Annotated in this window: 26 protein-coding genes; 14 read left to right on the top strand and 12 right to left on the bottom strand. The window is 57.2% G+C overall.

What is annotated here, in order from left to right; all coding sequences use genetic code 11:
- Nucleotides 1-19: 19 nt before the first annotated feature.
- The 5 genes from ACR0LF_RS03535 to guaA form a co-directional block, all read right to left on the bottom strand.
- Nucleotides 20-892 carry an ATPase gene (locus ACR0LF_RS03535; protein WP_480575037.1) on the bottom strand — a complete coding sequence of 291 codons (873 nt, stop codon included), beginning with the start codon at nt 890-892 and terminating at the stop codon, nt 20-22.
- A gap of 48 nt (nt 893-940) precedes the next feature.
- Nucleotides 941-1,837, bottom strand: coding sequence for a DMT family transporter (locus ACR0LF_RS03530; protein WP_480575034.1), 897 nt, complete (start codon nt 1,835-1,837; stop codon nt 941-943).
- 103 nt (nt 1,838-1,940) lie between these two features.
- The gene (locus ACR0LF_RS03525; protein WP_480575031.1) at nt 1,941-3,104 is read right to left on the bottom strand and encodes an OmpP1/FadL family transporter; all 1,164 of its coding nucleotides are present in this window, start codon (nt 3,102-3,104) and stop codon (nt 1,941-1,943) included.
- A 126-nt stretch (nt 3,105-3,230) separates the two neighbouring features.
- Nucleotides 3,231-4,145: a DMT family transporter gene (locus ACR0LF_RS03520; RefSeq protein WP_480575028.1), complete on the bottom strand. Its 915-nt coding sequence runs from the start codon at nt 4,143-4,145 to the stop codon at nt 3,231-3,233.
- A 41-nt stretch (nt 4,146-4,186) separates the two neighbouring features.
- Nucleotides 4,187-5,746 (bottom strand): glutamine-hydrolyzing GMP synthase, encoded by a 1,560-nt coding sequence (gene guaA, locus ACR0LF_RS03515; RefSeq protein ID WP_480575025.1) that lies wholly within the window; start codon nt 5,744-5,746, stop codon nt 4,187-4,189.
- Nucleotides 5,747-5,839: 93 nt separating this feature from the next.
- Here guaA and ACR0LF_RS03510 point away from each other — a divergent pair, with 93 nt between their 5' ends.
- Together ACR0LF_RS03510 and ACR0LF_RS03505 are read left to right on the top strand one after the other, a co-directional pair.
- A complete protein-coding gene (locus tag ACR0LF_RS03510) occupies nt 5,840-6,301 on the top strand; it encodes a GNAT family N-acetyltransferase (protein ID WP_480575022.1) in 462 nt (153 codons plus the stop codon).
- 133 nt (nt 6,302-6,434) lie between these two features.
- Nucleotides 6,435-7,979, top strand: coding sequence for a trimethylamine methyltransferase family protein (locus ACR0LF_RS03505; protein WP_480575019.1), 1,545 nt, complete (start codon nt 6,435-6,437; stop codon nt 7,977-7,979).
- Here ACR0LF_RS03505 and ACR0LF_RS03500 read toward each other — a convergent pair whose 3' ends face one another.
- Nucleotides 7,980-8,279 (bottom strand): DUF6477 family protein, encoded by a 300-nt coding sequence (locus ACR0LF_RS03500; RefSeq protein WP_480856024.1) that lies wholly within the window; start codon nt 8,277-8,279, stop codon nt 7,980-7,982. It lies immediately after the preceding gene.
- 240 nt (nt 8,280-8,519) lie between these two features.
- On the opposite strand from ACR0LF_RS03500, the gene ACR0LF_RS03495 reads away from it, so the two are divergent.
- Nucleotides 8,520-9,599 carry a DUF6456 domain-containing protein gene (locus ACR0LF_RS03495; RefSeq protein WP_480575013.1) on the top strand — a complete coding sequence of 360 codons (1,080 nt, stop codon included), beginning with the start codon at nt 8,520-8,522 and terminating at the stop codon, nt 9,597-9,599.
- A gap of 49 nt (nt 9,600-9,648) precedes the next feature.
- On the opposite strand, the gene ACR0LF_RS03490 is transcribed toward ACR0LF_RS03495, so the two are convergent.
- The gene (locus tag ACR0LF_RS03490) at nt 9,649-10,197 is read right to left on the bottom strand and encodes a redoxin family protein (RefSeq protein WP_480575010.1); all 549 of its coding nucleotides are present in this window, start codon (nt 10,195-10,197) and stop codon (nt 9,649-9,651) included.
- 263 nt (nt 10,198-10,460) lie between these two features.
- On the opposite strand from ACR0LF_RS03490, the gene lipA reads away from it, so the two are divergent.
- Both lipA and ACR0LF_RS03480 read left to right on the top strand, forming a co-directional pair.
- A complete protein-coding gene (lipA, locus tag ACR0LF_RS03485) occupies nt 10,461-11,411 on the top strand; it encodes a lipoyl synthase (protein ID WP_480575007.1) in 951 nt (316 codons plus the stop codon).
- Nucleotides 11,408-12,550 (top strand): amidohydrolase, encoded by a 1,143-nt coding sequence (locus tag ACR0LF_RS03480; protein WP_480575004.1) that lies wholly within the window; start codon nt 11,408-11,410, stop codon nt 12,548-12,550. The genes lipA and ACR0LF_RS03480 overlap by 4 nt, the downstream gene beginning before the upstream one ends.
- A 24-nt stretch (nt 12,551-12,574) precedes the next feature.
- On the opposite strand, the gene hpt is transcribed toward ACR0LF_RS03480, so the two are convergent.
- The gene (hpt, locus tag ACR0LF_RS03475; protein WP_480575001.1) at nt 12,575-13,117 is read right to left on the bottom strand and encodes a hypoxanthine phosphoribosyltransferase; all 543 of its coding nucleotides are present in this window, start codon (nt 13,115-13,117) and stop codon (nt 12,575-12,577) included.
- Between the two features lie 72 nt (nt 13,118-13,189).
- Between hpt and ACR0LF_RS03470 the strand changes: the two genes are divergently transcribed.
- A complete protein-coding gene (locus ACR0LF_RS03470) occupies nt 13,190-13,636 on the top strand; it encodes a type II toxin-antitoxin system RatA family toxin (RefSeq protein WP_480574998.1) in 447 nt (148 codons plus the stop codon).
- Nucleotides 13,637-13,673: 37 nt separating this feature from the next.
- Nucleotides 13,674-14,966 carry an MmgE/PrpD family protein gene (locus tag ACR0LF_RS03465; RefSeq protein WP_480574995.1) on the top strand — a complete coding sequence of 431 codons (1,293 nt, stop codon included), beginning with the start codon at nt 13,674-13,676 and terminating at the stop codon, nt 14,964-14,966.
- Here ACR0LF_RS03465 and pyrC read toward each other — a convergent pair.
- Complete coding sequence (gene pyrC, locus ACR0LF_RS03460) at nt 14,963-16,000, bottom strand: dihydroorotase (protein ID WP_480574992.1); 1,038 nt, start codon at nt 15,998-16,000, stop codon at nt 14,963-14,965. The genes ACR0LF_RS03465 and pyrC overlap by 4 nt on opposite strands.
- A gap of 162 nt (nt 16,001-16,162) precedes the next feature.
- Between pyrC and ACR0LF_RS03455 the strand changes: the two genes are divergently transcribed.
- Nucleotides 16,163-17,071, top strand: coding sequence for an AAA family ATPase (locus ACR0LF_RS03455; protein WP_480574988.1), 909 nt, complete (start codon nt 16,163-16,165; stop codon nt 17,069-17,071).
- Nucleotides 17,072-17,129: 58 nt separating this feature from the next.
- Entirely contained in the window at nt 17,130-18,389 is a 1,260-nt protein-coding gene (locus tag ACR0LF_RS03450; RefSeq protein WP_480574985.1) for a vWA domain-containing protein, read from the top strand.
- A 4-nt stretch (nt 18,390-18,393) separates the two neighbouring features.
- Here the strand turns inward: ACR0LF_RS03450 and ACR0LF_RS03445 are convergent, their stop codons facing one another.
- A complete protein-coding gene (locus ACR0LF_RS03445; protein WP_480574982.1) occupies nt 18,394-18,894 on the bottom strand; it encodes a hypothetical protein in 501 nt (166 codons plus the stop codon).
- Between the two features lie 230 nt (nt 18,895-19,124).
- Here ACR0LF_RS03445 and ACR0LF_RS03440 point away from each other — a divergent pair, with 230 nt between their 5' ends.
- Complete coding sequence (locus ACR0LF_RS03440) at nt 19,125-20,093, top strand: XdhC family protein (protein WP_480574980.1); 969 nt, start codon at nt 19,125-19,127, stop codon at nt 20,091-20,093.
- A complete protein-coding gene (locus tag ACR0LF_RS03435) occupies nt 20,090-21,091 on the top strand; it encodes a molybdopterin-binding protein (protein ID WP_480574976.1) in 1,002 nt (333 codons plus the stop codon). The genes ACR0LF_RS03440 and ACR0LF_RS03435 overlap by 4 nt, the downstream gene beginning before the upstream one ends.
- Nucleotides 21,092-21,130: 39 nt before the next feature.
- On the opposite strand, the gene ACR0LF_RS03430 is transcribed toward ACR0LF_RS03435, so the two are convergent.
- Nucleotides 21,131-22,030 carry a MurR/RpiR family transcriptional regulator gene (locus ACR0LF_RS03430; RefSeq protein ID WP_480574973.1) on the bottom strand — a complete coding sequence of 300 codons (900 nt, stop codon included), beginning with the start codon at nt 22,028-22,030 and terminating at the stop codon, nt 21,131-21,133.
- A gap of 89 nt (nt 22,031-22,119) precedes the next feature.
- On the opposite strand from ACR0LF_RS03430, the gene ACR0LF_RS03425 reads away from it, so the two are divergent.
- The 3 genes from ACR0LF_RS03425 (at nt 22,120) to ACR0LF_RS03415 (ending at nt 24,673) form a co-directional block, all read left to right on the top strand.
- The gene (locus ACR0LF_RS03425) at nt 22,120-22,893 is read left to right on the top strand and encodes a beta-keto acid cleavage family enzyme (RefSeq protein WP_480574970.1); all 774 of its coding nucleotides are present in this window, start codon (nt 22,120-22,122) and stop codon (nt 22,891-22,893) included.
- Nucleotides 22,890-24,206, top strand: a complete 1,317-nt coding sequence (locus ACR0LF_RS03420; RefSeq protein ID WP_480574967.1) for an aspartate aminotransferase family protein — start codon at nt 22,890-22,892, stop codon at nt 24,204-24,206. Before ACR0LF_RS03425 ends, ACR0LF_RS03420 begins: the two co-directional genes overlap by 4 nt.
- 134 nt (nt 24,207-24,340) lie before the next feature.
- Nucleotides 24,341-24,673, top strand: a complete 333-nt coding sequence (locus ACR0LF_RS03415) for a hypothetical protein (protein WP_480574964.1) — start codon at nt 24,341-24,343, stop codon at nt 24,671-24,673.
- A 57-nt stretch (nt 24,674-24,730) separates the two neighbouring features.
- Here ACR0LF_RS03415 and infC read toward each other — a convergent pair whose 3' ends face one another.
- Entirely contained in the window at nt 24,731-25,192 is a 462-nt protein-coding gene (gene infC, locus ACR0LF_RS03410) for a translation initiation factor IF-3 (protein WP_480576173.1), read from the bottom strand.
- Nucleotides 25,193-25,201: the final 9 nt, after the last annotated feature.

The raw sequence follows: 25,201 nt of genomic DNA, 5'->3' as shown, positions 1-25,201 counted from the left end.
GAATAGTGAAAACTGGTAGTTAGGCGCTCTTGCGCTTGGCCTCAAGTGTGCGTTCGATCAACTCATCGAAATCAGCGGCGTCGCGGATTTTGCCGATGTCGTTGGCGGCAATCGTCACGCCCCAGTTTCTCGCCATGGCCTCGTAACGAGGCTGACGATGGGCCAGCGCTTGGGCATAGGTCCAGCGAACGAAGTCATCGGGGTTCACGTCAGATTCCGCACAACCGTGTTGATCCAGATACTCTGTCCAGGCGTTGGTCAGAAACTCGGCCTGATAGGACATTGGTTTCGGGGCTTTGTCGAAGCGGCGCACCAGTTCGGCTGTATGGCCTTCATCCCCCTTCAGCCAGATCATCAGGGTCTGCCGAGAAAGCTCTGACAGGACCTGATCGCGTGGGTCTTCGGGATCCACCCATTCGCAGATCGACCCACCGGTGTCGCAGATGAAATTCGGATACTTGTACAAGCGCTCGGCGCGGTCGATGAAATACTCGGTATCCAGCAAGGCGTGTATCTCGGCCAGACGAAACTGTTCCTGCCTGCGGCGGTATTCCGGCATCTCAAGCCCGCCAAGGGCAGGGTTACCCGGCTTGCCCAGATAGGCCGCAACCGGGGTCAGGTTCGCAAAAGAGATATTCGAACCGATATAGATCGAATCCGACAGTAGAAGCTCACGCAGAAACGGCACTTTCATCGCCTCGGCCTTGGCGTTGTCGGTGATGTATTCGCCCATGTAGCGGGTGCCGATGCGATAATCGATCGAGTAGTGGAACCAGTTCCCGGAATCCCGGAGGATGTTCGAAACATAGGTCTTGCCCAAACCAGACATGCCAAAGAACAGCACCTTCTTGCGGCTTGCCGTGCGCCAGTCTTCGGCTGAGTTATAGATCATCTTGCGCTGTCCCTTTTTTGCCTTTGCTAAAACGGGCAGCGCACGGCGTCAATCGCGGCGACCAGATCGATTCAAAACCATCAGGCCCACGGCAAGAACGGCAAAGCCGAAATAGGCATTGGGGGGCGGGGCCTCATCCCTCAACACTGCGCCGAGAACGATGGCGACAGGGGGTATGACAAGCGTCACCAGCATCAGATTGCCACTGCCAGCCATTGCCAGAACACGGTAGTAAAGCAGATAGGCTCCGGCGGTTGCCACAATCGCGTAATAGCCAATTGCCGCCCAGGTGATCGCCGGCAACGCCATGGTTGGCCATCCATCAACCGCGAGTGTCACCGGTAGAATTAACAAGGTTGAAGCCGTCAGCATCCCTGCAGCGGCGACGATGGGCGGAAGGTCGGACAAGGCGTATCGGGCCCATGCTCCAGCGAACGCGTATGAGAGTGTTCCCGCCAATATCGCAAGCTGTGCGGTGCTTTGCAGGCTGAAACTTGTGACGTTTTGCACGCCGATCGCGATTGAAACCCCAAGAAACCCCAAACCAACGCCGAACAAACGCGCTTTCGTCAAACGTTCGTCCTGAAAAAACAACGCTGCGACCAGCACGCCGAATACGGCCGTCGTCGCGTTGAGGATCGCGGTCAGCCCCGTATCAATGTACAACTGTCCCCAGGCCATCAGGCTGAATGGAAGCGCGTTGTTCAGCAGTCCCATGACCAAAAACGCGCCCCAGACGCGAGGCGACCGGGGAAAACTAAGCCCCTGGCTCCACGCGACAAGCCAGAGGGCCAACATTGCCCAAAGGGTGCGGTGTAAAACTGACGTCATCACGGGGATGGTGTCCAATGCGATCCGTATAGATACGAAGGATGCGCCCCAGATTACGCCTAGAAGCAGGAGCTCGGCCCATGCGCGGGGAGAGAGGTGTTTTTGTGCGTTCATGACGTCACAATCTTATCTTTGCCGTGAATCATCGACCCGGTTTATGCGCAAAAAAAGCCCCGCTGCGACAGCGGGGCTTTGCATCGTGTTGTGATCTGTCGGATCAGTTCAGAGCATAAGTGACCTGGATACCAACACTCCAGGCGCTGTTGCCGGTGAACGTACCACGTGCGTTCGGACCAGCACCATTTGCGGTTGCATCGCCGATGTCAGTGTACCGAACACCGCCGCTGATTTTGGCCTGATCCAGCGAGTATGTTCCACCTACACCGATACTCCAGAACCCGTCAGTTGGACCCAGGTTTGAAACCGGAGTGCCTTGGGACGACTCGTAGCCCAATGTCACAGCGCCAGAAAACTCTTCTGAGAATTGATACCCCATGCCCAACGAGTACGTGAACGTGGCTTCGTCGTAATCAACAAGGTTCGAAGTCGGCGGGTAGTTTGGTGGGTTGTACACAAGCTGTGGCCAGTCGACCCAACGGATCGAGCCAAACAACAGGGTTTTTGGCGCGACGCCTGTCTGGAAATCCAGGTTAATGGATTGAGGCGTCTCAATTTCGCTGGTTGTGTTGAAGGTGGCCACAGTCCCTGGTGTAATCGGTGGTCTCGGAATTGGGTTGAGCGACTCCGTCTGCGACAGATCGTGGCTGATCTTGGAGTTGTAGGTCAACGATACACGTGCCGCGATCTCTGGCTTTTCCCAAGCGACGCCGACAACGTAGCCGAAAGCAGTATCGGCGTCTGTGTCAACCTGGTAACCAGCAGTAATCGGAACGGTGATCGAAGCCTTCACACGCTGTGCGCGAATGCCGCCGATAGCGCTGAAACCGCCATCGAATTTATAGCGAAGCAATGCCGTGACAGCGTCGGTATCCGCCGTGGCCCTCAGCACATCAGTCCGGCCGCCGGGGATCGGGTTAACCGACAACGGGTAGGTGCTTGCATAATTGATGTCTGCCCCAAAAGGCTGATCGTACATGATCGCGAAGTCGAGCTTTTCAGTAAGGGACGTTTTGTACCCCAGATGCGGAGTGAAAAAATCGTTCGCGACCTCTCCGGAACTGACGGGTTGACCACGATTTGGTCCAGCCAAAGCTGGCATGGTCCCTGTCACGCTGGGGTTAGTGTACCCCAACCGGAATTGCACCGCTGATCCTTCTTCGAAGATCAGATTAATGCCTTGGCCGCTGCGATCCAGCCCGCCTGCATGTCCTGCCGTCGCTCCTACGCACAAAGCGCAGGTTGCGAGTAGTGCTTTTTTCATACTGTCCTCCCTAATATCTTTCGCGGGTCAAATTGGCATTGAGTTTGAGTGTGACCTATGCCTGTCCGCTGTATGGTGAGCGATACTTTCTTTTTGGTTACTTTAAGGTCAACTGGTGACGGTGCGTTACGTATTGCGACTACAGTTCTGGACTGTTGCTAAACTGCTACGGTTTTCGGACCAGATGTTCATAGAAATTCCGGCAAAGATGACCGCGGCACCGATCAGAACCCAATGGTCGATCGGTTCGTGGTAAAGGATCATCCCGACAACAGCGATCGTGGGAAGGCGAGCGAAGTCAAAAGGGACCACAACGGTTGCCGGGGCGATAGCAAGGGCGTTCGTGATGCAGTAATGGGCCAACAACCCCGCCAGCCCAACCAGAATCAGAAAAGGCGTGGTTTGCGCTGTGGGAAGGGAAAGCTGACCATCGAAGCCAGCAGCGATGGCCCCCAGAACCGCTTGCATCGCTGTTAGCCAGAAAACGATGCAGCCAATGCTGGCAAAGTGTGTGAGTTTTTTGGTGGTAATCGTTGTAAACGCAAAGAAAATCGCGGAAAAAGCTGCAGTCACAAGGCCTGGGTTCAGCGGCGCTGCGCCGGGGCGTGTCACGATCAGAACACCTGCGAAACCGATAAGTGCCGCCATTGCCTTGAGGACGGTAAGCCGCTCGTTCAGAAACAATGGCGAAAGCAAAACGACCCAAAGCGGGAGAGTGAATTCCAACGCGAAAACCTGCGCCAAAGGTGCAACGGCTACCGCGTAGAACCAAAGGTTTTGCCCGGTGAAATGCAAGGTGTTGCGCACGGCGTGCAACCCCAGACGTTCCGTTGAAACCTGTGCCCAGTTGCGTGTGAGTGTCAGGACGAAAGCGACCACGAACAACCCGACCAGGCTTCGGTACATCATGATCTCGAACGTGTCATGTGCGACGCTCAGTTCACGACCGGCAACCGCCATTGACGAGAACGAGGCAATGGCGCCGGTCATCCACAACGCGGCCTTGAACGTGTTTTTCGACGTCTGTTTCACATGCCCCATTTTGGGTCATCCCGTAATGGGCGCAACGTGTTTTCGAAGGATCACTCCCACTCGATCGTTCCGGGAGGTTTCGAGGTGATGTCGTATGTGCAGCGGTTGATGCCCTTGACCTCGTTAATGATACGCGTCGCCGTTTCTCCAAGGAATTCATGGCTGAACGGGTAGTAATCCGCCGTCATCCCGTCGACCGAAGTGACCGCTCGCAGAGCGCATGCGTAATCATAGGTGCGGCCATCGCCCATCACACCCACGGTGCGAACGGGAAGGATGGCGACGAACGCCTGCCAGATGTCGTCATAAAGCCCGTGCTTGCGAATCTGATCGATATAGATTGCATCGGCTTCGCGCAGAATCTCCAGCTTTTCGCGGGTGATTTCACCAGGGCAGCGGATCGCCAAGCCGGGGCCGGGGAAGGGGTGACGCCCGATGAAACTTTGCGGCAGGCCGAGTTCACGGCCCAATGCACGAACTTCGTCCTTGAACAATTCGCGCAGGGGTTCGACCAGTTTCAGGCCCATCTTTTCGGGCAGACCGCCGACATTATGGTGCGACTTGATCGTGACCGATGGGCCGCCCGAGAACGAAACGGATTCAATGACATCCGGATACAACGTACCCTGAGCCAGGAACTCGGCCCCTTCGATGGTGTCGGCGTGTTTCTGGAACACGTCAATAAACAGTTTGCCGATGATCTTGCGTTTGGTTTCCGGGTCGCTCTGACCTTCGAGTTCACCCAAGAACAGTTCGGATTCATCCGCATGGATCAGTTGGATGTTGTAGTTGTCGCGGAACATACCCACGACCTCTTCGGCCTCGTTCTTTCGCAGCAGCCCGTGGTCGACGAACACACAGGTCAACTGATCCCCGATCGCTTCGTGAATCAGGATCGCCGCGACCGAGCTGTCGACGCCGCCGGACAGGCCGCAAATGACCTTTTTGTCGCCAACCTGCTCGCGGATCTTGCGGATCATTTCTTCGCGATAGGCACCCATGGTCCAGTCGCCTTTGAAACCGGCCAGCCTGACGAAGTTCTCATACAGCTTGGCACCTTTGGGCGTATGGTGCACCTCGGGGTGAAACTGTACCGCATAGAAGTGCCGCGAAGAATCCGCCGTGATCGCGTAAGGCGCGTTGGGAGAAGTGCCGAACACCTCAAAACCCGGCGCGATTTCGCTGACGTGGTCACCGTGGCTCATCCAGACTTGTTCGTCACCGTCCGCGAACCAGCCTTTCAGGATATCCAGATTGTCTTTCGGTGTGACAAAGGCCCGACCGAACTCGGCGGTGCCATGGCCGCTTTCGACCTTGCCGCCAAGCTGATGCATCATCACCTGCTGACCGTAGCAAATGCCCAGAATCGGAACGCCATAGTCGAAAATCTCTTGCGGAGCCCGCGGCGATCCCTCGCGCGTTACACTGTCCGGACCGCCCGAGAAGATCACAGCGCGCGGGGCCATTTCCCGCACGAAATCCATCGTGACGTTCTGGTAGGGGTGGATTTCGCAGTAGACGTTCAGCTCGCGCAGACGGCGGGCGATAAGCTGCGTCACCTGGCTGCCGAAGTCGATGATCAGAAGGCGGTCGTGGGATGTCTGGGTCATAACCGGCTCATAGGTTGCAAGCCTTGCATGTGCAAGCGCTATGACATCATTTGATACAAAAGCGGGGCAATATCTGCGGAGTATTCAGGTGCCATGACGAAGATCAGTTTCAGAGCTGCTGTAGCGGCGGATGCAGGTGATGTGACGCGTTGCCTTGAACGCGCCTATGAGGATGCCATACGCCGAATCGAAGATCTGCCAGATGTCACGGCCGGAGTAGCGGATGAGATCAAGGCGCATCACGTTATGCTTGCAGTGTCTGACGGTATCGTTGGCGTCATTGTGTTTGACCAGGTCGACGACGCGATCATGGTGTTCAACCTCGCAGTTTCACCTCAGGCTCAAGGGCAGGGGCTGGCGCGTCGTTTGATGTGGTTTGCCGAAGACGCGGCAAGGGCACAGAAGCTTTCCAAACTAAAGTTGCGCACGCATAGAAAGATGACAGATACGATTGCCATGTATCAGCATTTGGGTTGGAAAGTTACGGATCAGAGCGGCAACGGGCTTTCGATGGAAAAACCTGTAGAGGCGGGCGGCGACAGTCCTGATGTATAGGTGACAGTTGGCAATGTGGCGGTTGTCGGGTCCCGATGTCGCTTTTTCCCCCAGAGCGCCGCAATCCCGATGCCTGCGATTTGGTAAACCTGTATCACGATATCCAATCTAACCAATCAGACGGGATTTTCTCATGTCAGAGGCAAACACCCGGCGCAGGGCGAGAGGTGGCGGTGGCGCTGCCCGCCGCGCCGAGCGTACCGCAGTCCGTATCGAGACCGCGAAATACATCGAACGGAACATTCCGAATTTCGAGATCCTCAATGAAGAGGCGCTTGAGATCATCGAAAACAACGCGGAAACCGTGTTGGAAGAGATCGGCGTGAACTTCGTTGATAACCCTGCAGCGCTGGAACGTTGGCGCGATGCAGGTGCGGATATCGATGGCGAACGTGTCCGCATTCCGCGTGGCCTTGCGCGTGAGTTGATCAAAACTGCACCCAGCGAGTTCACTCAGCACGCCCGTAACCCCGAGAAATCGGTGGTCATCGGTGGCCGCAACATGGTTCTGGCCCCGGTCTATGGCCCTCCGTTTGTGCGTGATGCGCAGGGCGGCCGTCGTTATGCGACCATGGACGACTTCAACAAGTTCGTGAAACTCGCCTATATGTCCAAGTGGCTGCACCACTCGGGCGGTACGGTCTGCGAACCGACCGACATTCCGGTGAACAAGCGTCACCTGGACATGTTGAAGGCGCATATGACCCTGTCGGACAAGCCTTTCATGGGCTCGGTGACCGACCCCAGCCGGGCGCAGGATTCGGTTGAAATGTGCGAAATCCTGTTCGGTAAGGAGTTCGTGCAGGAAAACACGGTGATGACCTCGCTGACCAACATCAACTCGCCGATGACCTTCGACGATGTGATGATGGGCTCGCTTGAGGTTTATGCGCGCAACAATCAGGCCTGCATCATCTCGCCCTTTATCGTGGGCGGTGCGATGGCTCCGGTTTCGGTTGCGGGAACACTGACTCAGGTTCTGGCCGAGGTTCTGGCCGGTGTGGCTTACAGCCAGATCATCCGCCCCGGTGCGCCGGCGATCTTTGGTGCCTTTGTGACCTCGATCGACATGAATTCGGGCGCGCCTACGTTCGGTACGCCTGAGGCCGCGCACATTACCTATGGTGCGGGCCAATTGGCGCGTCGTCTGAAGCTTCCGTTCCGCTCGGCGGGCTCGTTCTGCGGTTCGAAACTGCCTGACGCTCAGGCTGCCTATGAAACAGCGAACTCGCTGAACATGGGCCTGTTGGCCGGTGTGAACTTCATGCTGCATTCCTGCGGCTGGCTCGAGGGCGGTCTTGTGGCCGATTTCGAGAAGTTCGTCATGGATGCAGATCAGCTGGGTGTTCTGCACTCGCTGGCCAAAGGCGTCGCCTATGACGACAACGCACAGGCCATGGATGCGATCCGTGAAGTTGGTCCGGGCGGTCACTATCTTGGCTGTGCCCATACACAGGCTAATTTTAAGGAATCCTTCTGGAAATCCGAACTGTTGGATTACAAGCCCTACGAAACCTGGCAGGAAGAGGGCGCCCGCGATACGCGCGCTCTGGCGTCGGCACGGGTCGAGCATTTGCTGGCCAACTACCGGCAACCACAGTTGGATCCGGACAAGGCAGCGGCGCTGGAAGCCTATATCGCTGAGAAAAAGGCCTCCATGCCGGACGCGTTTGCCTGATTATTGAAAAGCCGAGGCGCGGCTGGCCTGATACAGCTGCGCCTCACCCAACAGCGCGATAAGCAGATCCAGATGCCGCACCAGCGAATATGCTGCATCGTCTTCCTTTCGCTGTTCATTTACCTCTTTTTCCATCTCCATGAGACGCAGCAGCGCCAGACCTGATCCGGGTAGCGATCCGTATCCCAAAATGCGTTGCAGATGCCGGTCCCGATTGTAATCCCGCGCCCCGAATTTGGCAGCACGCGCCAACATGCGTGGGCGGCGGAGGGTTGCGATCATTGACATCAGATCCTGCATTTCAAGTGTCCCTTGTTTGAAGATTTGCGCAGTGTTTTTCGCACAACCTAAGCGGGTGTTGCCTTTACCAGAACCTCTCCGAACGATGGTTTCACGACTGTTTATCTTTTTGAATCAAATCTGCTTCTTGCCTTGTGCGGTTAACGAACGAGTAACGAATGGACCTCTAGTTAGATTTGGTTAACCCACATTCCGAGGGCGAAAAGTGGCAGTTTGTTTTGTCGATGAGGGCAAATAATTATGGAAAACAACATGGCTTTTACCATTCCGGCATGGGTTCCAGAGGGGGCGCAAAGATACCTTGCCCATACCGAGACCGGTCGCTCGATCCGTGACATTGCGCGATCAGCCGGGTGCCATGCGTCAACCATCCTCAGGCAAATTCGACGCATCGAAATGCGCCGGGATGATCCGCTGGTGGACGCGGCTTTGCAATCATTAGCAGAGGCGCATTTTGCAGCCTCGGGTTGTTTTGAGGGGCCATCATCCGAGCTGCAAGACGCAGCCGAAGAAGAGTTCGAGAAAGAAGCGCTGCGCGTGTTGCGCCGTCTGAGTGAGACGGGTTCAGTCCTTGCCGTTGCCGAGGAAATGGACAAGGCCGTTGTCGTTCGAGACACTGGTGACACAGGGGCGACAAGAACAGCAGTCGTGGAATGCAGGATTGCACAGGCGCTGGCTTTGAAAGACTGGATTTCCTGTGACAATCCCGGGCGGATTTCTCGTTATCGGATTTCTACGGCAGGGCGAACAGCGCTGAGTCATCTGATTGCCAAGGCGGAAAACAAGGCGCGCGCGGGGACTGACTTTGGGTTTGCCGAGGCGCAGAGTGGTTTTCAGACCAAACCGTCCGGCGGGTCTGCTGAACGGGCCAAACGTATTCGGTACAGCGCTGCCGAAAGCCCGCTGATCGCTTTGGCGCGAAGACGGGATCGGGATGGTAAACCGTTTCTGGATGAAACCCTTGTCAGCGCCGGAGAGCGCTTGCGTGAAGATTTCGAACTGGCCCAGATCGGCCCTCAGGTTTCGCAGAATTGGGACAGGTTCCTGACCGCCGGAGGACGGGGCAGTTTTGACAGTGACGGCTACGGGGGCAGGGGCTTTTCTGACGCGAAGGACCGCGTGGCCTGCGCCTTGTCCGATCTGGGACCGGGTCTGAGCGATGTCGCTCTGCGCTGCTGTTGCTATCTTGAGGGGCTGGAACTGGCGGAAAAGCGCATGGGGTGGTCAGCACGTTCTGGAAAGATTGTGCTTCGGATCGCCTTGCAGCGTCTGAAACGGCATTATCAGGATCAGGCTGAACGCGATCGAATGATCGGTTGAACAAAATAGGCCCGGACGAATCCGGGCCTTTTTCCTTCGGAACCTCTGATCAGGCCATTTCCGGCTCTGCCGATGTCTGCAGATGTTTCATCAGGTTATCAGGCGAAGACACGCCATAGGGATCTTCCGGGCAGTTATCCATCAGGCCGGGCTCTTCGAACCATGCCTCGACAACACCGTCATTGACGATGGCTGCATAGCGCCACGAACGCATGCCGAAACCCAGATTGTCCTTGTCGACCAGCATGCCCATTTTGCGGGTGAATTCAGCCGAGCCATCCGGGATGACTTTGACGTTTTTCAGACCCTGATCCTGCGCCCATTTGTTCATCACAAAGCTGTCGTTAACAGACATGCAGTAGATTTCATCGATCCCTTGGGCGGTGAAATCCGCATGGCCATTTTCAAAACCGGGCAGTTGGTAGGTCGAGCAGGTCGGAGTGAAGGCACCCGGCAACGAGAACAGGATTACACGTTTGCCAGCGAAATAATCCGCTGTTGTCTTGTCTTCCCAACGGAAAGGGTTCGGCCCTTCGACCGACTCGTCGCGGACGCGGGTGTGAAAGGTCACGTTGGGCAGTTTTGCACCGGATTTCATAATCAATCTCCTGTGATTCACGTGTGATTTTGTCGTGAGTTAAAACAGTTCTAAACCGCATTCAATCGAGGAAACGCTGCGTATGCGAATTAAATTTTCGGCCTGTTATGCGTTGAAAATACTTGGTAAAAAACGACTATTTACTGCAAGTTTCTGCGATTGCGTAATGTCGTTGCATAGCGGCTATGCGTCGCTGGAGTAACATTTCGCTTATGTCTATGTTATGAGTCACAAATGTTGACCCAAAGTCAGGAAAACTGCCCGTGCGAGATCTGAAGATCCCCGAACAGCGCCATCCGGAAAAAGCTCATCGCCCGGATAATGCACAGCCCAAGAAACCGAGTTGGATCAGGGTCAAAGCTCCTGGCGGCAAAGGCTATGCGGACACGCGCCGGATCATGCGTGACAACAATCTGGTGACAGTCTGCGAAGAAGCGGGTTGCCCCAATGTAGGCGAATGCTGGAGCCAGGGTCACGCCACCATGATGATCATGGGCGAGATTTGTACCCGCGGCTGCACCTTCTGCAATATTGCCACCGGTCGCCCTGACGATCTTGATGCGTTTGAACCCGGTCGCGTGGCGCACGCGGTTGAGAAGTTGGGCCTTAACCATGTGGTCATAACATCTGTCGACCGGGATGATCTGAGTGATGGGGGCGCAGAGCATTTCGCGCAGACTATTCGCGCGGTGCGTCATCGCTCTCCTAAAACCACAATCGAGATTCTGACCCCGGACTTCCTCAAATGTGAGGCGGATGTTCTTGAGATCGTGGTTCAGGCAAAACCGGATGTGTTCAATCACAATCTGGAAACCGTGCCGGGTCTCTACCCCGAGGTACGTCCGGGCGCGCGGTACTTCCATTCTCTGCGCTTGTTGCAGCGGGTGAAGGAACTGGATCCGTCGATCTTTACGAAATCCGGAATCATGGTCGGATTGGGTGAAGACGAACAGCAGGTGCGTCAGGTCATGGACGACATGCGCGCCGCGGATATCGATTTCCTGACCATCGGCCAATACCTGCAACCGACACCAAAGCACCACGGCGTCGATCGGTTCGTAACACCGGAAGAGTTCGCGTCGTACGAAAAGGCGGCCTATGGCAAAGGGTTCCTGATGGTATCAGCGACGCCTCTGACCCGGTCGTCTTACCACGCGGGTGACGATTTCGCCCGACTGCGCGCGGCGCGCCAAGCAAAGTTGCAGCAGGCGTGATACCGGAACAGATCGCACGACTGACCCGTCTGCGCCACGAATTGCATCAACAGCCTGAACTTTCAGGGCGGGAGGTGCAAACTGCTGCCCGGGTTGCGGAAATTCTAAGCGAAGCGGGTGCTGACCGCGTTCTATCCGGCTTAGGCGGGCATGGGGTCGCCGCCGTTTTTGATAGTGGCGAACCCGGGCCAACACTTGGTATTCGGTGCGAGCTGGACGGCCTGCCAATCCAGGAATTGTCAAACCTGCCATATGTGTCTCAGATTGCGGGCAAGGGGCATCTATGCGGTCACGATGGCCATATGGTGATGGTGCTTGGTGTGGCCGAAGCGCTGAAGGAACAGCGCCCGAAAACCGGCCGCGTGGTTCTGATTTTCCAACCTGCGGAAGAGACAGGCCATGGTGCTATCGCTTACCGGGCCGATCCTCAATTCGCCGAGGTTTCGCCCGATATCGTGCTATCGCTGCATAACTTGCCAGGTCTGGAGCTTGGCACAGTTGAGCTTTGTGAAGGTCCAGCGAATTGCGCCTCGCGTGGGATGCAGATCGTTTTGACGGGAAAGACTTCACACGCTGCTGCCCCACAGGACGGGGTGTCGCCAGCAGGCGCTTTGTCCAGGCTGATGCCTGCTTTGGCAACGCTGGGAACGGGTGGTGAGCTGAATGACGATTACGCCCTGACCACCGTTACACATGCTTCCCTCGGTGAGAGAACGGTCGGTGTTGCGCCTGGGCGCGCCGAGTTATGGGTGACGCTGCGCACAGTTTCGGATGCGCGGATGGAACGCCTTATTGCCGAAGCGGAAGCGTTGGTCCGAAAGGCAGCAAAAGCCGAAGGGCTGTCAGTCGAAATCACTTATGACGAAGTGTTTGAAGCCTGCGTCAACGCCCCCGAAGCCGTTGCGGTATTGGCTAAAGCCTGCACTGATCAGGGCGTTGACTGCAAGTTGGTCGATCAGCCGCAAAGGTTCTCAGAAGATTTTGGCCAGTTTGGCAAAAGCGCGAAGGTGGCCATGTTCTGGTTGGGGGCGGGAAGGGACCAACCGCAATTGCACAACCCGGATTACGATTTCCCGGATGCGCTGATTCCCATCGGTACAGGCATCTTCACGTCTGCCATTCGGCAGGTTTTGGGATAATCCGCGACAATAGGCGGAGGCTGTTCAATCCTCGGTAAACCGAACTTTGCCAATAAACGGCAGGTTGCGATTGCGTTGCGCGTAGTCGATTCCATACCCCACCACAAACTCGTCCGGAATCTCGAACCCGATCCAATCTGACCGGAAATCAACTTCGCGGCGGCTGGGTTTGTCGAGCAACGCGATGGACTTCAAACGCGAAGGTTTCCGGCTTTGAAGCAGCTTGGTGACGTGGTTCAACGTGTGGCCCGTATCAACGATGTCTTCGACGACCAGCACGTCTCGCCCTTCAATCGCGCCGCGCAAGTCTTTGAGAATGCGAACTTCCCGGCTGCTTTCCATCGAATCGCCGTATGAAGACGCCTCAAGGAAATCCACTTCGATGGGAAGATCCAATTCACGCACCAGATCTGCGATGAACACGAAACTACCGCGCAGCAGCCCTACGACCACCAGCTTGTCGGTATCGCCGAATTCCGCCGTGATCTCGCGACATAACTCCTCGATCCGGGCGGCGATGGCCTTGGCCGAGATCATCTCATCTATCACATATGCGCGGTCAGTCATCGCAGCCCCCTTGATCTTTGGCGCGCAACATACGACATGACGCGCCATTGTCACCTGCAAATACCGGACGTCATGCCTATCCATTCGGAAACCCGCCACCTGCCGTATACCGCCCAGCAGATGTATGATCTGGTTGCCGACGTAGCCAAGTATCCCCAGTTTCTGCCCTGGTGCGCCGCGGCCCGTATTCGCAAGACCTATGCGGCGGGTGAGGCTGAGGTGATGGAGGCCGATCTGGTCATCTCGTTCAAAGTGTTCCGCGAACGATTTGGCAGCCGGGTGACTCTGTTCGCAGGTCAGAAGAAGATCGATACCGAGTATCTGGACGGTCCGTTCAAATACATGAAATCCGACTGGCAGTTCGAGGATGCGCCGGATGGTGGCTGCAACATCTCGTTCCATGTGGATTTCGAGTTCAAGAACGCCATTCTGCAAGGGATTATCGGCGTTGTGTTCAACGAAGCCATGCAACGGATCGTGCGAGCGTTTGAAGCGCGGGCTCAGGAACTCTACGGCTAGGCCTTTACGCGGCAAGGGCGCACGCTAGACTGCGCCCATGACGGATTTCACAACATCATTGGCTGCTTTTGCAGCAGGCCCGGTTTCAACGACATCTCAGGCGCGGATCGTCACGTCTCTTTCTGTTCTGGACTGGGTCGCCGTCGGTCGTGCAGGGGCAACCGAACCGGTGTCGACCACGGTGCGCGACATGGTTCTGTCTGAGGGCGGGAATACGCAAGCGCATCTGTTCGGCGGTGGGGCAGCCCCTTTGCGCGGTGCGGCGCTGGTGAATGGCACTGTGTCTCATGCGCTGGATTATGACGACACGCATTTTGCGCATATTGGGCACCCGTCCGTTGCCATTCTTCCGGCAGCACTTGCCGTGGCTGAGTGGGATGATCGTATTCTGGTCGATTTGCTCGAAGCCGCACTGGTCGGGATGGAGACTTCGATTCGCATCGGCTTGTGGCTGGGCCGTGGGCACTATCAGGTTGGATTTCACCAGACGGCAACCTCCGGCGCTTTCGGGGCCGCTATCGCTGTTGGGCGGTTGCTGGGCTTTGATGGGGACCAGATGCGCTCTGTTTTGGGGCTGACCGCTACGCGAGCGGCCGGGTTGAAGGCCCAGTTCGGAACAATGGGCAAACCTTACAATGCCGGACTTGCGGCCTCAGCCGGGGTTGAGTCGGCCCTGTTGGTGCAGCGCGGTTTTCAGGCCAACGCCGAAGCGTTGGAGGGCCCGTTTGGATTTGGGTCGACTCATCACGGTGCAGCGGATCTGAGTGCGCTGGATGGTTTGGGCGACGAATGGCTGTTCGAAACGGTCAGTCATAAGTTTCACGCCTGTTGCCACGGTCTGCACGCTGCTTTGGAAGCGGCGCGAGAACTGGACATCGCGGAACCCGAAGTGGCCGAAATCAAGATCAAAACCCATCCCCGCTGGATGAGCGTTTGCAATCAGCTTTCGCCCACAACCGGGCTGGGGGCCAAGTTTTCCTATCGTACCGTCATTGCCATGCAGGCGATGGGCTTTGATACGGCTTTGCCGGGCAGCTATACGGACAAGGTCTGCGCCGACTCGCGCATTAAGTCCTTGCGCGACCGCATCACGGTCGAAGCGGATGAAAGCCTGTCAGAAACACAGGCGCACCTGCCCTTGCTGCGCCGCGACGGTATCCGTCGCGAAGCGACGCACGATCTGCTGACGCCGATGTCGCTGTCCGATCGCGAGGATCGCGTGCGTGCGAAAGCAGCCAAGCTGATCGGTACGGATGAGGCGGACGCGATCTGGTCGATGCTGCGCACCGGTGGCCGCGCCCGTGACCTGGCTGTCAAACTAGCGGGTTAAACCACGCGCCAGTGCAATGGGAAGCCTGGATCGAACACGGTGACAGGGCCATCCCCGGTTTCGATCTTGTCCGGATATTCGACCGGTGCGCCCTTGGTCAGCGTGATACTGTCTTTGTTCACGGGCAGGCGATAAAACGCAGGCCCGTTCAGCGAAACAAAGCCTTCCAGCTTGTTCAAAGCGCCTTCGCGGTCGAACATCTCGGTCACCAGGGACATTGTATTGGTCGCCGTGAAGCATCCTGCGCAGCCACAGGCCATTTCCTTGTTGTCATCCGTATGCGGCGCGCTGTCGGTGCCAAGAAAATACCGCGGATCGCCCGAGGTCGCGGCCTTCAGCAGTTCCAGCCGGTGTTCCTCGCGTTTGGCGACGGGCAGGCAGTAGTAATGCGGTTTGATCCCACCAACCAGAATGTGGTTGCGATTGATGATCAGGTGATGCGCCGTGATCGTCGCGCCCAAGTCCGTCTCATTGGCTTTGACATACTGAACGCCGTCACGGGTCGTGATATGTTCCATCACCACACGCAGACCCGGAGTGGCCTTGCGGATCGGATCCAGAACACGGTCGATGAACACAGCCTCGCGGTCGAAAATGTCGACCTCGGCATCAGTCACTTCACCATGCACGCACAGCGGCAAACCGATCTCGGCCATTCTTTCAAGCACGGGACGCACTTTGTCGAAGTTCCGCACACCCGAATGCGAATTGGTCGTGGCCCCGGCAGGATACAGTTTAACAGCTTTGACCAATCCGCTCGCATGCGCGGCGTACAGATCGTCCGGGTCCGTATCCTCGGTCAGATACAGGGTCATCAACGGCTCAAACGTCATCTCGCCGGGCAGGGCGGACATGATGCGGTCGCGATAGGCGGCGGCGTGCGCGCCGGTCACCACCGGGGGCACAAGGTTCGGCATGATGATCGCACGGCCAAAATGGCGCGCGGTTTCGGGCAGGACGGCCTGCAACATTGCGCCATCGCGCAGGTGCAGATGCCAGTCGTCGGGGCGGCGGATCGTGAGGGTATCGGTCATGGCCTCCCGCTAGCATAGCTGCGGCGAAAGACCAACCGGGGCTACGCGAGATGCCAAAAAAACTTGTCAACCAACCGGAACGTCGTAGCTCTGACAGGGGCAGGGGCCTTGACGCGCAGGCGCTTGCGTGACCTGTTTGTCCACGTAGAAATGAGGGGGTCCATGACTCAGCCAAAATCCATCGATGCCGTGCAGCAGATGCTGGGAAGTCAGGGTTACGTCTGTGGGCGCGCCCTTGCGACGGTTGTGTTCCTTTCGTTGAAACTAGGGCGCCCGTTGTTTCTGGAAGGTGAGGCAGGAGTCGGCAAAACCGAAATCGCCAAGGCTCTGGCCTCCGGGCTGAACCGTCGTTTGATCCGCCTGCAGTGCTACGAAGGGCTGGACGCCTCCTCCGCCGTTTACGAATGGAACTTCCCGGCGCAAATGGTTGCTATCCGAACGGCCGAAGCCGCTGGCGGGGCAGACCGGGGCACTCTGCAGGCAGAACTGTTCTCGGACGATTACCTGATCGAACGCCCGTTGCTGCAAGCGATGCGCGCAGATGAAAACGGCGCACCGGTTCTGCTGATCGACGAACTGGATCGTACCGATGAGCCGTTCGAAGCCTTCCTGCTGGAGGCGTTGAGTGATTTTCAGGTCACCATCCCCGAACTCGGAACGGTAAAAGCCCCTGAACCTCCCATTGTGGTTGTCACGTCGAACAGAACCCGAGAAGTACACGACGCCCTCAAGCGCCGTTGCCTCTATCATTGGGTCGACTACCCTGATTTTGACCGCGAAATCGAAATCCTGCACGCCCGCGCGCCTGAAGCTGCCGAGGCGCTCAGCCGTGAGGTCGTGGCTTTCGTTCAGCGTTTGCGAACCGAAGATCTGTTCAAAAAACCGGGTGTGGCCGAAACCATCGACTGGGCCAAATGCCTGTTGGCGTTGGATGTCATGAACCTCAGCCCTGAAGTAATCGGCGACACACTAGGTGCCATTCTAAAGTACCAGGACGATATTCAAAGGCTGCAGGGCTCAGAGGCTAAACGCCTCCTCGACGAGGCAAAAGCCACCCTCGAACCCGCCTGATGCTTCTTCTGTTCAAAAATACCTCGGGGGTATGGGGGCAGAGCCCCCATGGCTGCTAATGACCGAGCAACTCCCGCTGGATATTCCGGACAACCCAAAGCTGGCGCAGAATATCATGCATTTTGCCCGTGCTCTCAGAAAGGCAGGTCTGCCAATCGGCCCGGGACGCGTGATTGACGCAATTCGTGCCGTGCAAACGGCAGGCTTCACCGAAAAACGGGATTTCTACTGGACACTCCACGCCTGTTTCGTGAACCGTCCGGAACATCGTACGGTGTTCGCTCAGGTCTTCCGAATGTACTGGCGCGACCCGCGATACATGGAGCACATGATGGCCATGATGCTTCCGGCCATTCGCGGTGTTCAGGAGGAACGTAAAGCCGATGCCGGGGAAAAACGCGCCGCGGAGGCGCTGTTGGACGGTGTCGAACAGGATGTGCCGGAACCGGTCGCCGAAGACGAGGGTGAAACCGAAATCGAGATTGACGCAACCCGGACGGCATCGTCCGAGGAACGTCTGCGCAATCTGGATTTTGAACAGATGAGCACGGCTGAAATCGCTCAGGCCAAACGCGTGTTGGCGCGGATGTCCCTGCCGGTTAAACCCATTGAATCGCGCCGCGGGCAGGCCAGCCATCTGGGGCATCGTATCGACCGCGCCCGCACCTTGCGCGCTGCTATGCGGCAAGGGGGTGAGTTGCGCGATATCGCCAGGCTGCAACCCAAGCCACGTTGGCCGAATCTCGTGACTCTCTGCGATATCTCTGGCTCAATGAGCCAGTACAGCCGTATCATCCTGCATTTTCTGCACACAGTATCGAACGCCAAAGGAGCAGGCTGGGCCAAAGTGCATGCCTTCACTTTCGGCACGCGCCTGACCAACATCACTCGCCACCTGCATCAAAGGGATGTGGATGCCGCGCTTGCTGCCGCTGGTGCCGAGGCGCAGGATTGGGAGGGCGGCACGCGCATCGGCGACTGCCTGCATCAGTTCAACCGGGACTGGTCGCGCCGTGTCATGGGGCAAGGGGCGGTTGTTCTGCTGATCACCGACGGTTTGGAGCGGGGCGACCCGGAGAGCCTCGAGAAAGAAATTGAGCGTCTGCATCTGTCTTCCAAACGCCTGATCTGGCTGAACCCACTGTTGCGTTGGGATGGGTTTGCACCCAAGGCACAAGGGGTGGTGACAATGCTTCCCCATGTAGACAGCTTTCGGGCCGGGCATTCGATTGCTTCACTCGAAGACCTGGCCGCCGTGATTTCTCAACCCGACGACCAGGGGCAGAAAGCACGGCTGATGGCCGCGCTGTCCGACTAAAACCTTACGACAGTTGTTCTTCGTTGCACTTGCGGGCCATTTCCATGGCTTTGTATGTGCCGGTCAGATCGACCGAGAAGGCAAACGACGTCTCAGGAAACACGATCATGACCTTTTTCTTGGCCAGATCGTCCGCGAACTGAGGGTCGTCTGACAGGACGTAGCCACCCGAATAGCCCTTGGTAATATTACCTTTCATACCAGTGGCTTCGCCCAGATAGATGTTATCCCCGATCAGGATCGCCACTTCCTGTGTCTCGCCACGTTTGATATCGGTTTCGGCTTTGGTGAAAACGCCCACATAACCAACTCCGCGATCCTCGGTCAGGCCCATCTGAACGACGTTTTCGGCATCGTCCACGGCCTCGATCAGGCAGGATTTCTTTTCGTTGTCGATGAAGACTTTCCAGCCCTCAACCTCTCCGTAACGTTCGAACGTGTCAGCCCACGCAGCGGTCGAGGTCAAAAGGCCAACCATTGCGCCCAGTGTAAGAAAATGTTTCAACTGCTTGTCTCCGATCTATAAATTGTTCGATATGCAGCCCCGGCCCGAGGCCGGTTGCCCGCGCAGGCTAAGACTCGGACCGCTAACAATCAATGCTTTGATTTCTTGAATGTCGTTTGGGCGCCGGCACTGCCCCTCGACGTTCAAATTAGACCTTTTGGCAAGGTCCCTGCGCTTTTCATCACGCCAATCCTGCTTATGTTGAAGGCAGAGCACAGCTGGAGGTTCCGATGGAACGATTCGACAACAGTCCGGAAACGGCACTGGATTGGCACCGCAATGGCGGCGGCGCAGCGCTTGCCACAGTTGTCGAAACCTGGGGCAGCGCGCCGCGGCGGGTTGGATCGCAACTGGTGATCGGCGGCGATGGCCGGATCGAAGGGTCCGTCTCGGGCGGCTGTGTCGAAGGTGCGGTGATCGTCGAAGCGCTGGAAGCTATCGATGAAGGCGAGGCACGTTTGCTGGAATTCGGTGTTAGTGACGAAGATGCCTTTGCGGTGGGTTTGGCCTGTGGCGGTACCATTCGCGTTCTTGTCGAACCCGTTGGCAAGGTCTTGCCCGAGCCCATGCTGGCAGAACTGGCCGCCGCCCGTGCGGCGCGGGAACCCATTGCTTACGAAGTCAATGTCGACACCGGGCACAGGGCCCTGCGCCGCAATGCCTATGTCGAAAGGCTGCGCATGGACCTGTCGGGTTTTGAAGAGGATGGCCAGACATTTGTGGCGGTACATAACCCGCCGCTGCGGCTGATCGTTGTTGGCGCAGTCCATATCGCGCAAGCACTGGTGCCGATGGCGAGGATTGCGGGGTATGACCCGGCCATTATCGATCCGCGTGATGCATTTGCGTCCAACGCACGTTTTCCGGGCGAAACGATCCTGACGGATTGGCCGGATGAGGCAGTCGCCAAGCTGGGGATGGACGCGCGTACCGCTATCGTACTGCTGACTCATGATCCCAAGCTGGATGATCCTGCGCTGCAAGCCGCATTGGACGCAGGTGTCTTCTATATCGGCGCACTGGGGTCGACACGGACCCATGCCAAGCGCGTTGAGCGTATGAAAGCGGCCGGTTTTACCGAGGTGCAGATTGCCAGAATTCACGGGCCCATTGGCTTGGATATCGGTGCCGCCGGGCCATCCGAGATAGCCGTTGCTATTCTGGCGCAGATGACGGCCGTATTGCGAGGCAAGGCATGAGGTTTGGTCCGGTACCCGTCTCTGAAGCAAAAGGCGCCATTTTGGCGCATTCGGTTACGGCGGACGGTCAAAAGTTGCGCAAGGGTCTGTCGTTGCAGGCAGATCATGTGGAGCAGCTGACTCAGGCGGGGATCGGCGAAGTTATTGTTGCGCGCCTTGAACCTGGAGACTGCCACGAGGACGAAGCCGCGCGTGCATTGGCAGCAGCTCTTGCGCCTGACGCGGAGGCGGCCAATCTGCGCGTGACGGACGCGTTCACCGGGCGGGTCAACCTGTTGGCGGACGGGCCGGGTGTGGCCGTCTTGGATGTGGCCGCACTTGAGATGTTCAACCAGGTCAATCCGATGATCACGGTCGCGACTGTTCCACAATACCAGCAAATGGGACCGAAGGGTATGGTGGCCACCATCAAGGTCATCTCATATGCCGTGCCGGAGGCAGATGTTCATCGCGCGGCCAATCTGGCGCAAGGGGCTGTTCGTTTGGCAAGGCCGGTTCATAAGACGGCCGGGTTGATCGTGACGGATATTCCCGGTGGCCCCTCGAACGAAAAAGGGATCGCGGCCATTCGTGGGCGGACCGAAGCATTGGGGCTGGACTTGTGCGATGTCCGGATCGTGCCCCACCGCGCGGATACGCTGGCCAAAGCGGTTTCAACAACGGCGGGCGATTTGCTGATGATCCTGACAGGATCCGCGACCTCGGACCCGGATGATGTCGCCCCTTCAGCCGTGCGACTGGCCGGGGGACAGGTGGATCGGTTTGGTATGCCGGTTGATCCGGGAAACCTGCTGTTTCTGGGTGCGATGCAGGATCGCCCTGTGATCGGGTTGCCGGGATGTGCACGGTCTCCGGCTTTGAACGGGGCGGATTGGGTTCTGTCGCGGGTGGCCTGTGGGATCGAGACGACCGGCGCGGATATTGCCGGTATGGGTGTCGGAGGATTGCTGAAGGAAATCCCGACCAGACCGCAACCGCGGGCGAAACGCAAAGACTAGAGCATGGCGCCCGCCCGGGCACAGAAGGAAAACGCCACCCTAGGGTTTTCTGAGCTTTGGCAACCCACCTGGCTTCCAATAGGCCCCGGTGTTTTCCCGAGCTTTCTGATAGGCATCCACCCTTTCCCTGGCTGCGTCCCCGCCAGCAACGAAAAGATGGCCCAGCAAGCATTCCAGAACTGCCATTGCTCCGGAAAAGCTTGAAAAGGGGTGCAAGGTTCGGGTGCTGATCGGCAGGACAACATCCGGCTCAACTCCCGGCGCAATGACTTCGCTGTCCGATAACAACACAATTCGCATGGATCGATCGCGGGCAAAGCGCATCGATTGAATGGTGTCGGCGGAATAGGGGTGAACCGTGATGGCAAACAGACAATCGTTTGCTGTGGATTCGACCAGATCGTCGATGGCCGAGCCCATGTGGCGCGGTACCAATTGAAATCCGGGATGGGCCATGCGACCCGCGTAGTGAAAATAATAGGCCAGCGCATGGCTGGACCGCGTTGCAGTCACGTAGCAACGTCGCGCCGAAATCATGTATGCGACGGCCTGTTCCGCCAACTTAGGGTCCATCAGACGCAGCGAGCGGGACACAACATTCATTTCGTTCTGCGCAAATCTCGCCTGCGCGGCACCAAACGGCCCTTGGTGTGAAAGCTGCTCCAACCAACTTTGGCCAAACCTGTCCTCTCCGTCAGTTGTCAGAGCGTGGCGAAAGGGGCGACGAAACGCATCAAAGCTGTCGTATCCCATACGCTGGGCGAGCCGGACCAGAACGTTCGAACTGATGCTGATCCGATCGGCGGTTGTTCGGACGGGGTTCAGGGCGAAATCACCGGGATGATCGATGATGTATTTTGCGGCAATCTGCATTTGCGCGGGCATCTGATCGATCTCGCGGCGCAATCGCGTAACCAAAGCTGTAAGGGTGAGTGTCATGCAGAATATAAAACATATGTTTTCTACAGGGTAAATTGAAAACGAATTTCGCGCGTATTAGCTGAAAGCAGAAGAATTCAGAGGGTGCAATGATTTCGATCGCAGCAAATAGCACTGGCCGGCCGTATGTTTTGGTCGCCCCGAACGGAGCACGGCGGAGCAGGAAAGATCATCCGGCTCTGCCAGTCACGACAGACGAGATCGTCGCCACTGCGCAAGGCTGCCATGTGGCGGGCGCGAATGGCATACACCTGCATGTTCGGGATGTTGACGGAAACCATACGCTGGATGCTGGATTGTATCGCGAAACGCTGACAGAATTGCAGCGCGTCGTTCCGGGTATGGATGTTCAGATTACCACGGAAGCGGCAGGAGTATTTGACGTCTCATCGCAACTCGAGTGCCTGCAAAGGGTTCAACCTGATTGGGCGTCAGTGTCAGTGCGGGAAGTCGCACGAGACAACATTCTTGCGCCTCGGATTTACGCCCTGTGTGCGGATCAGGGTACGCGTGTTCAGCATATTCTGTATGATGCGGAAGACGTAGAATTGCTGGAAAACTGGCAAGCAGAAGGCGTGGTAAAGGCCGATCAGACGGACCGTTTGCTTGTGCTGGGGCGATACAGCGAAGGCCAGCAGTCTGTGCCTGCGGATTTGAATGCCTTTCCTCCCAGCCCGTCCAACTGGATGGTGTGCGCTTTTGGGGCGCAGGAACATGTTTGTCTGGCCGAAACTGCGCGGCGCGGTGGTGATGTGCGGGTCGGATTTGAAAATAGCCTGACGGCGCCGGATGGCACGGCCTGGGCGGATAACGCGGCCTCGGTCGCAGCATTGGTTGAAACTCTTGGAAGGACTGAATCATGAGCCACGTTTTCCCGCGACACACCAAGTCCGACCTTCCAGTCGCGGCGGGCGGTGATGGCTGTTACCTCGTCGATGCCGAAGGCAAACGATACCTGGATTGCGGCGATGCCGCAGTGTCGTGTCTGGGACACTCGAACCCGGCGGTGATCCGGGCCGTGCAACAGCAGGTGGAACAGATCGCTTTTGCGCATACCGGGTTCATGACGTCGGAACCGGCCGAGGCGCTGGCCGATTTGCTGATCCAGCACGCACCGGGGGATTTGGATCGAGTGTACTTTGTATCCGGCGGGTCCGAGGCGACCGAGGCGGCCATCAAGTTGGCGCGCCAGTACTTTCTGGAAATCGGCCAGCCGGACCGCCGGCATGTCATCGCTCGCAAGCAGAGTTATCACGGCAACACTCTGGGGGCTTTGTCCGCCGGGGGCAATGCCTGGAGACGGGCACAGTTCGCACCGATGCTGATCGAAATGACCCATATCTCGGCCTGCTATGAATATGCCGAGAAACCCGAGGATGAGAGCAGCTTTGACTACGGCCAGCGCGTCGCCAATGAGTTGGAGGCGGAAATTTTGCGCCTGGGTCCTGAAACGGTGATGGCTTTCATGGCCGAGCCGGTCGTCGGCGCAACCCTTGGCGCGGTTCCGGCGGTAGATGGGTATTTCAAGCGTATCCGTGAAATCTGCGACCAGTATGGCGTGTTGCTGATCCTCGATGAGGTGATGTGCGGCATGGGGCGTACCGGCCACCTGTTTGCCTGCGACCATGATGGTATCTCACCGGATATTCTGTGCATCGCCAAAGGGTTGGGGGCAGGATATCAACCGATCGGTGCCATGCTGTGCAACGGTGAAATCTATGATGCGATCCGTGACGGGTCAGGGTTTTTTCAACACGGGCACACCTATATCGGACACCCGGTTGCCACAGCGGCCGCGCTGGCGGTAGTCCGAGAACTGACGGAACGAAACCTGCCAACACGCGCTGGTGTCATGGGGAACACATTGCAATCCGCTTTGGAGGCTGCTTTTGGACAGCACCCGAACGTGGGTGATCTGCGGGGGCGTGGCCTGTTCCGGGGGATCGAATTGGTGGCGAATCGTGAGACCAAGGCACCATTCGATCCATCACTGGGCATTGCCGGAAAGGTAAAGAAAGCAGCGCTGGCCGAAGGGCTGATCTGTTATCCGATGGCTGGTACGCGGGATGGTCGAAACGGAGATCATATCCTGCTCGCGCCGCCCTTCATTATTGAAGATGAACAGATCGGCGAGCTTGTCGGTAAACTGGAACGCGCCTTTTCAGCGGTGATTTGACAATACGGTGAACGTGCTGTTCGCCCGCGTCTCACTCGCTAATGTTGCGGGCGAAGGACGAGAAAAGGGTGCGGTTCATGGTGCGGGAAATCTGGCGCAGTTTCAGGGCGATTCCCCTTTGGGTTCAGATTTGGGTGGTGGTGATTTTGGTGCCCGTCAATCTGATTCCGCTGGCATTTCTGGATCAGCCGCAGGGGCGGGTGATCGCAATTCTTGCCATTACGGGCATGGCTTTGAACGTGCCCATTATGGTGTCCGCGCGCGGGATGAGCGGTGCGATGGCTTTGCCGCATATTTTTTGCTGGGTGCCACTTGTCGTCGTTATAGCGCTGCTGTTGGCTTCAGGTGAAAGCCTGAGCCCAGCCTTTGTTCGCTTTCTTTGGTTGCTGCTGATCGTCGACATCATCTCCTTGATATTCGACTTCAGGGATGCGGCCCGTTGGCTTCGTGGCAGGCAAGCCAGCTGAAAGAAAAAGCCCCTTCGAAGGCGAAGGGGCTTTGATGAATTCGGATTTAGGACCGGGTCACTTTTGGGGAAGCGGGCCGATCATCATGATCATCTGACGGCCTTCCATCTTCGGCATGTTTTCGACCTTGCCGATTTCCTTGATGTCCTCGGCCACACGCTCCAGCAGTTCACGGCCCAGATTCTGGTGCGCCATCTCGCGTCCGCGGAACCGCAGGGTGACTTTGACCTTGTCGCCTTTTTCAAGAAACTTGACGACGTTCTTCATCTTGACGTCGTAATCATGCGTGTCGGTGTTGGGCCGGAATTTGACCTCTTTCACCTCGATGACTTTTTGTTTCTTGCGGGCTTCGCTTTCGCGTTTCTGCTGTTCGTACTTGTACTTGCCAAAATCCATGATCTTGCAGACCGGTGGGGTTGCATTGGGCGAGATCTCGACCAGATCCAGACCGGCATCTGCGGCAAGTTGCATGGCTTTGGCGGGATGAACCACCCCGACATTTTCACCTTCGGCACCAATAAGCCGAAT

It is taken from the genome of Ruegeria sp. E8 (assembly GCF_056533985.1).
The sequence above is the reverse complement of the archived record's forward strand: the minus strand, read 5'-3'. Positions and strand labels throughout refer to the sequence as shown.

Coding starts and splice junctions, on each gene's coding strand:
- hpt (WP_480575001.1), bottom strand. CDS start 13,117: ATGACTGACCGCGCATATGTGATAGATGAGATGATCTCGGCCAAGGCC.
- ACR0LF_RS03440 (WP_480574980.1), top strand. CDS start 19,125: ATGGAACGATTCGACAACAGTCCGGAAACGGCACTGGATTGGCACCGC.
- ACR0LF_RS03520 (WP_480575028.1), bottom strand. CDS start 4,145: ATGGGGCATGTGAAACAGACGTCGAAAAACACGTTCAAGGCCGCGTTG.
- ACR0LF_RS03525 (WP_480575031.1), bottom strand. CDS start 3,104: ATGAAAAAAGCACTACTCGCAACCTGCGCTTTGTGCGTAGGAGCGACG.
- ACR0LF_RS03490 (WP_480575010.1), bottom strand. CDS start 10,197: ATGAAATCCGGTGCAAAACTGCCCAACGTGACCTTTCACACCCGCGTC.
- ACR0LF_RS03470 (WP_480574998.1), top strand. CDS start 13,190: ATGCCTATCCATTCGGAAACCCGCCACCTGCCGTATACCGCCCAGCAG.
- ACR0LF_RS03465 (WP_480574995.1), top strand. CDS start 13,674: ATGACGGATTTCACAACATCATTGGCTGCTTTTGCAGCAGGCCCGGTT.
- pyrC (WP_480574992.1), bottom strand. CDS start 16,000: ATGACCGATACCCTCACGATCCGCCGCCCCGACGACTGGCATCTGCAC.
- ACR0LF_RS03455 (WP_480574988.1), top strand. CDS start 16,163: ATGACTCAGCCAAAATCCATCGATGCCGTGCAGCAGATGCTGGGAAGT.
- ACR0LF_RS03425 (WP_480574970.1), top strand. CDS start 22,120: ATGATTTCGATCGCAGCAAATAGCACTGGCCGGCCGTATGTTTTGGTC.
- ACR0LF_RS03450 (WP_480574985.1), top strand. CDS start 17,130: ATGACCGAGCAACTCCCGCTGGATATTCCGGACAACCCAAAGCTGGCG.
- ACR0LF_RS03430 (WP_480574973.1), bottom strand. CDS start 22,030: ATGACACTCACCCTTACAGCTTTGGTTACGCGATTGCGCCGCGAGATC.
- ACR0LF_RS03530 (WP_480575034.1), bottom strand. CDS start 1,837: ATGAACGCACAAAAACACCTCTCTCCCCGCGCATGGGCCGAGCTCCTG.
- ACR0LF_RS03420 (WP_480574967.1), top strand. CDS start 22,890: ATGAGCCACGTTTTCCCGCGACACACCAAGTCCGACCTTCCAGTCGCG.
- ACR0LF_RS03510 (WP_480575022.1), top strand. CDS start 5,840: ATGACGAAGATCAGTTTCAGAGCTGCTGTAGCGGCGGATGCAGGTGAT.
- ACR0LF_RS03500 (WP_480856024.1), bottom strand. CDS start 8,279: ATGCAGGATCTGATGTCAATGATCGCAACCCTCCGCCGCCCACGCATG.
- guaA (WP_480575025.1), bottom strand. CDS start 5,746: ATGACCCAGACATCCCACGACCGCCTTCTGATCATCGACTTCGGCAGC.
- ACR0LF_RS03435 (WP_480574976.1), top strand. CDS start 20,090: ATGAGGTTTGGTCCGGTACCCGTCTCTGAAGCAAAAGGCGCCATTTTG.
- ACR0LF_RS03535 (WP_480575037.1), bottom strand. CDS start 892: ATGATCTATAACTCAGCCGAAGACTGGCGCACGGCAAGCCGCAAGAAG.
- ACR0LF_RS03505 (WP_480575019.1), top strand. CDS start 6,435: ATGTCAGAGGCAAACACCCGGCGCAGGGCGAGAGGTGGCGGTGGCGCT.
- ACR0LF_RS03495 (WP_480575013.1), top strand. CDS start 8,520: ATGGAAAACAACATGGCTTTTACCATTCCGGCATGGGTTCCAGAGGGG.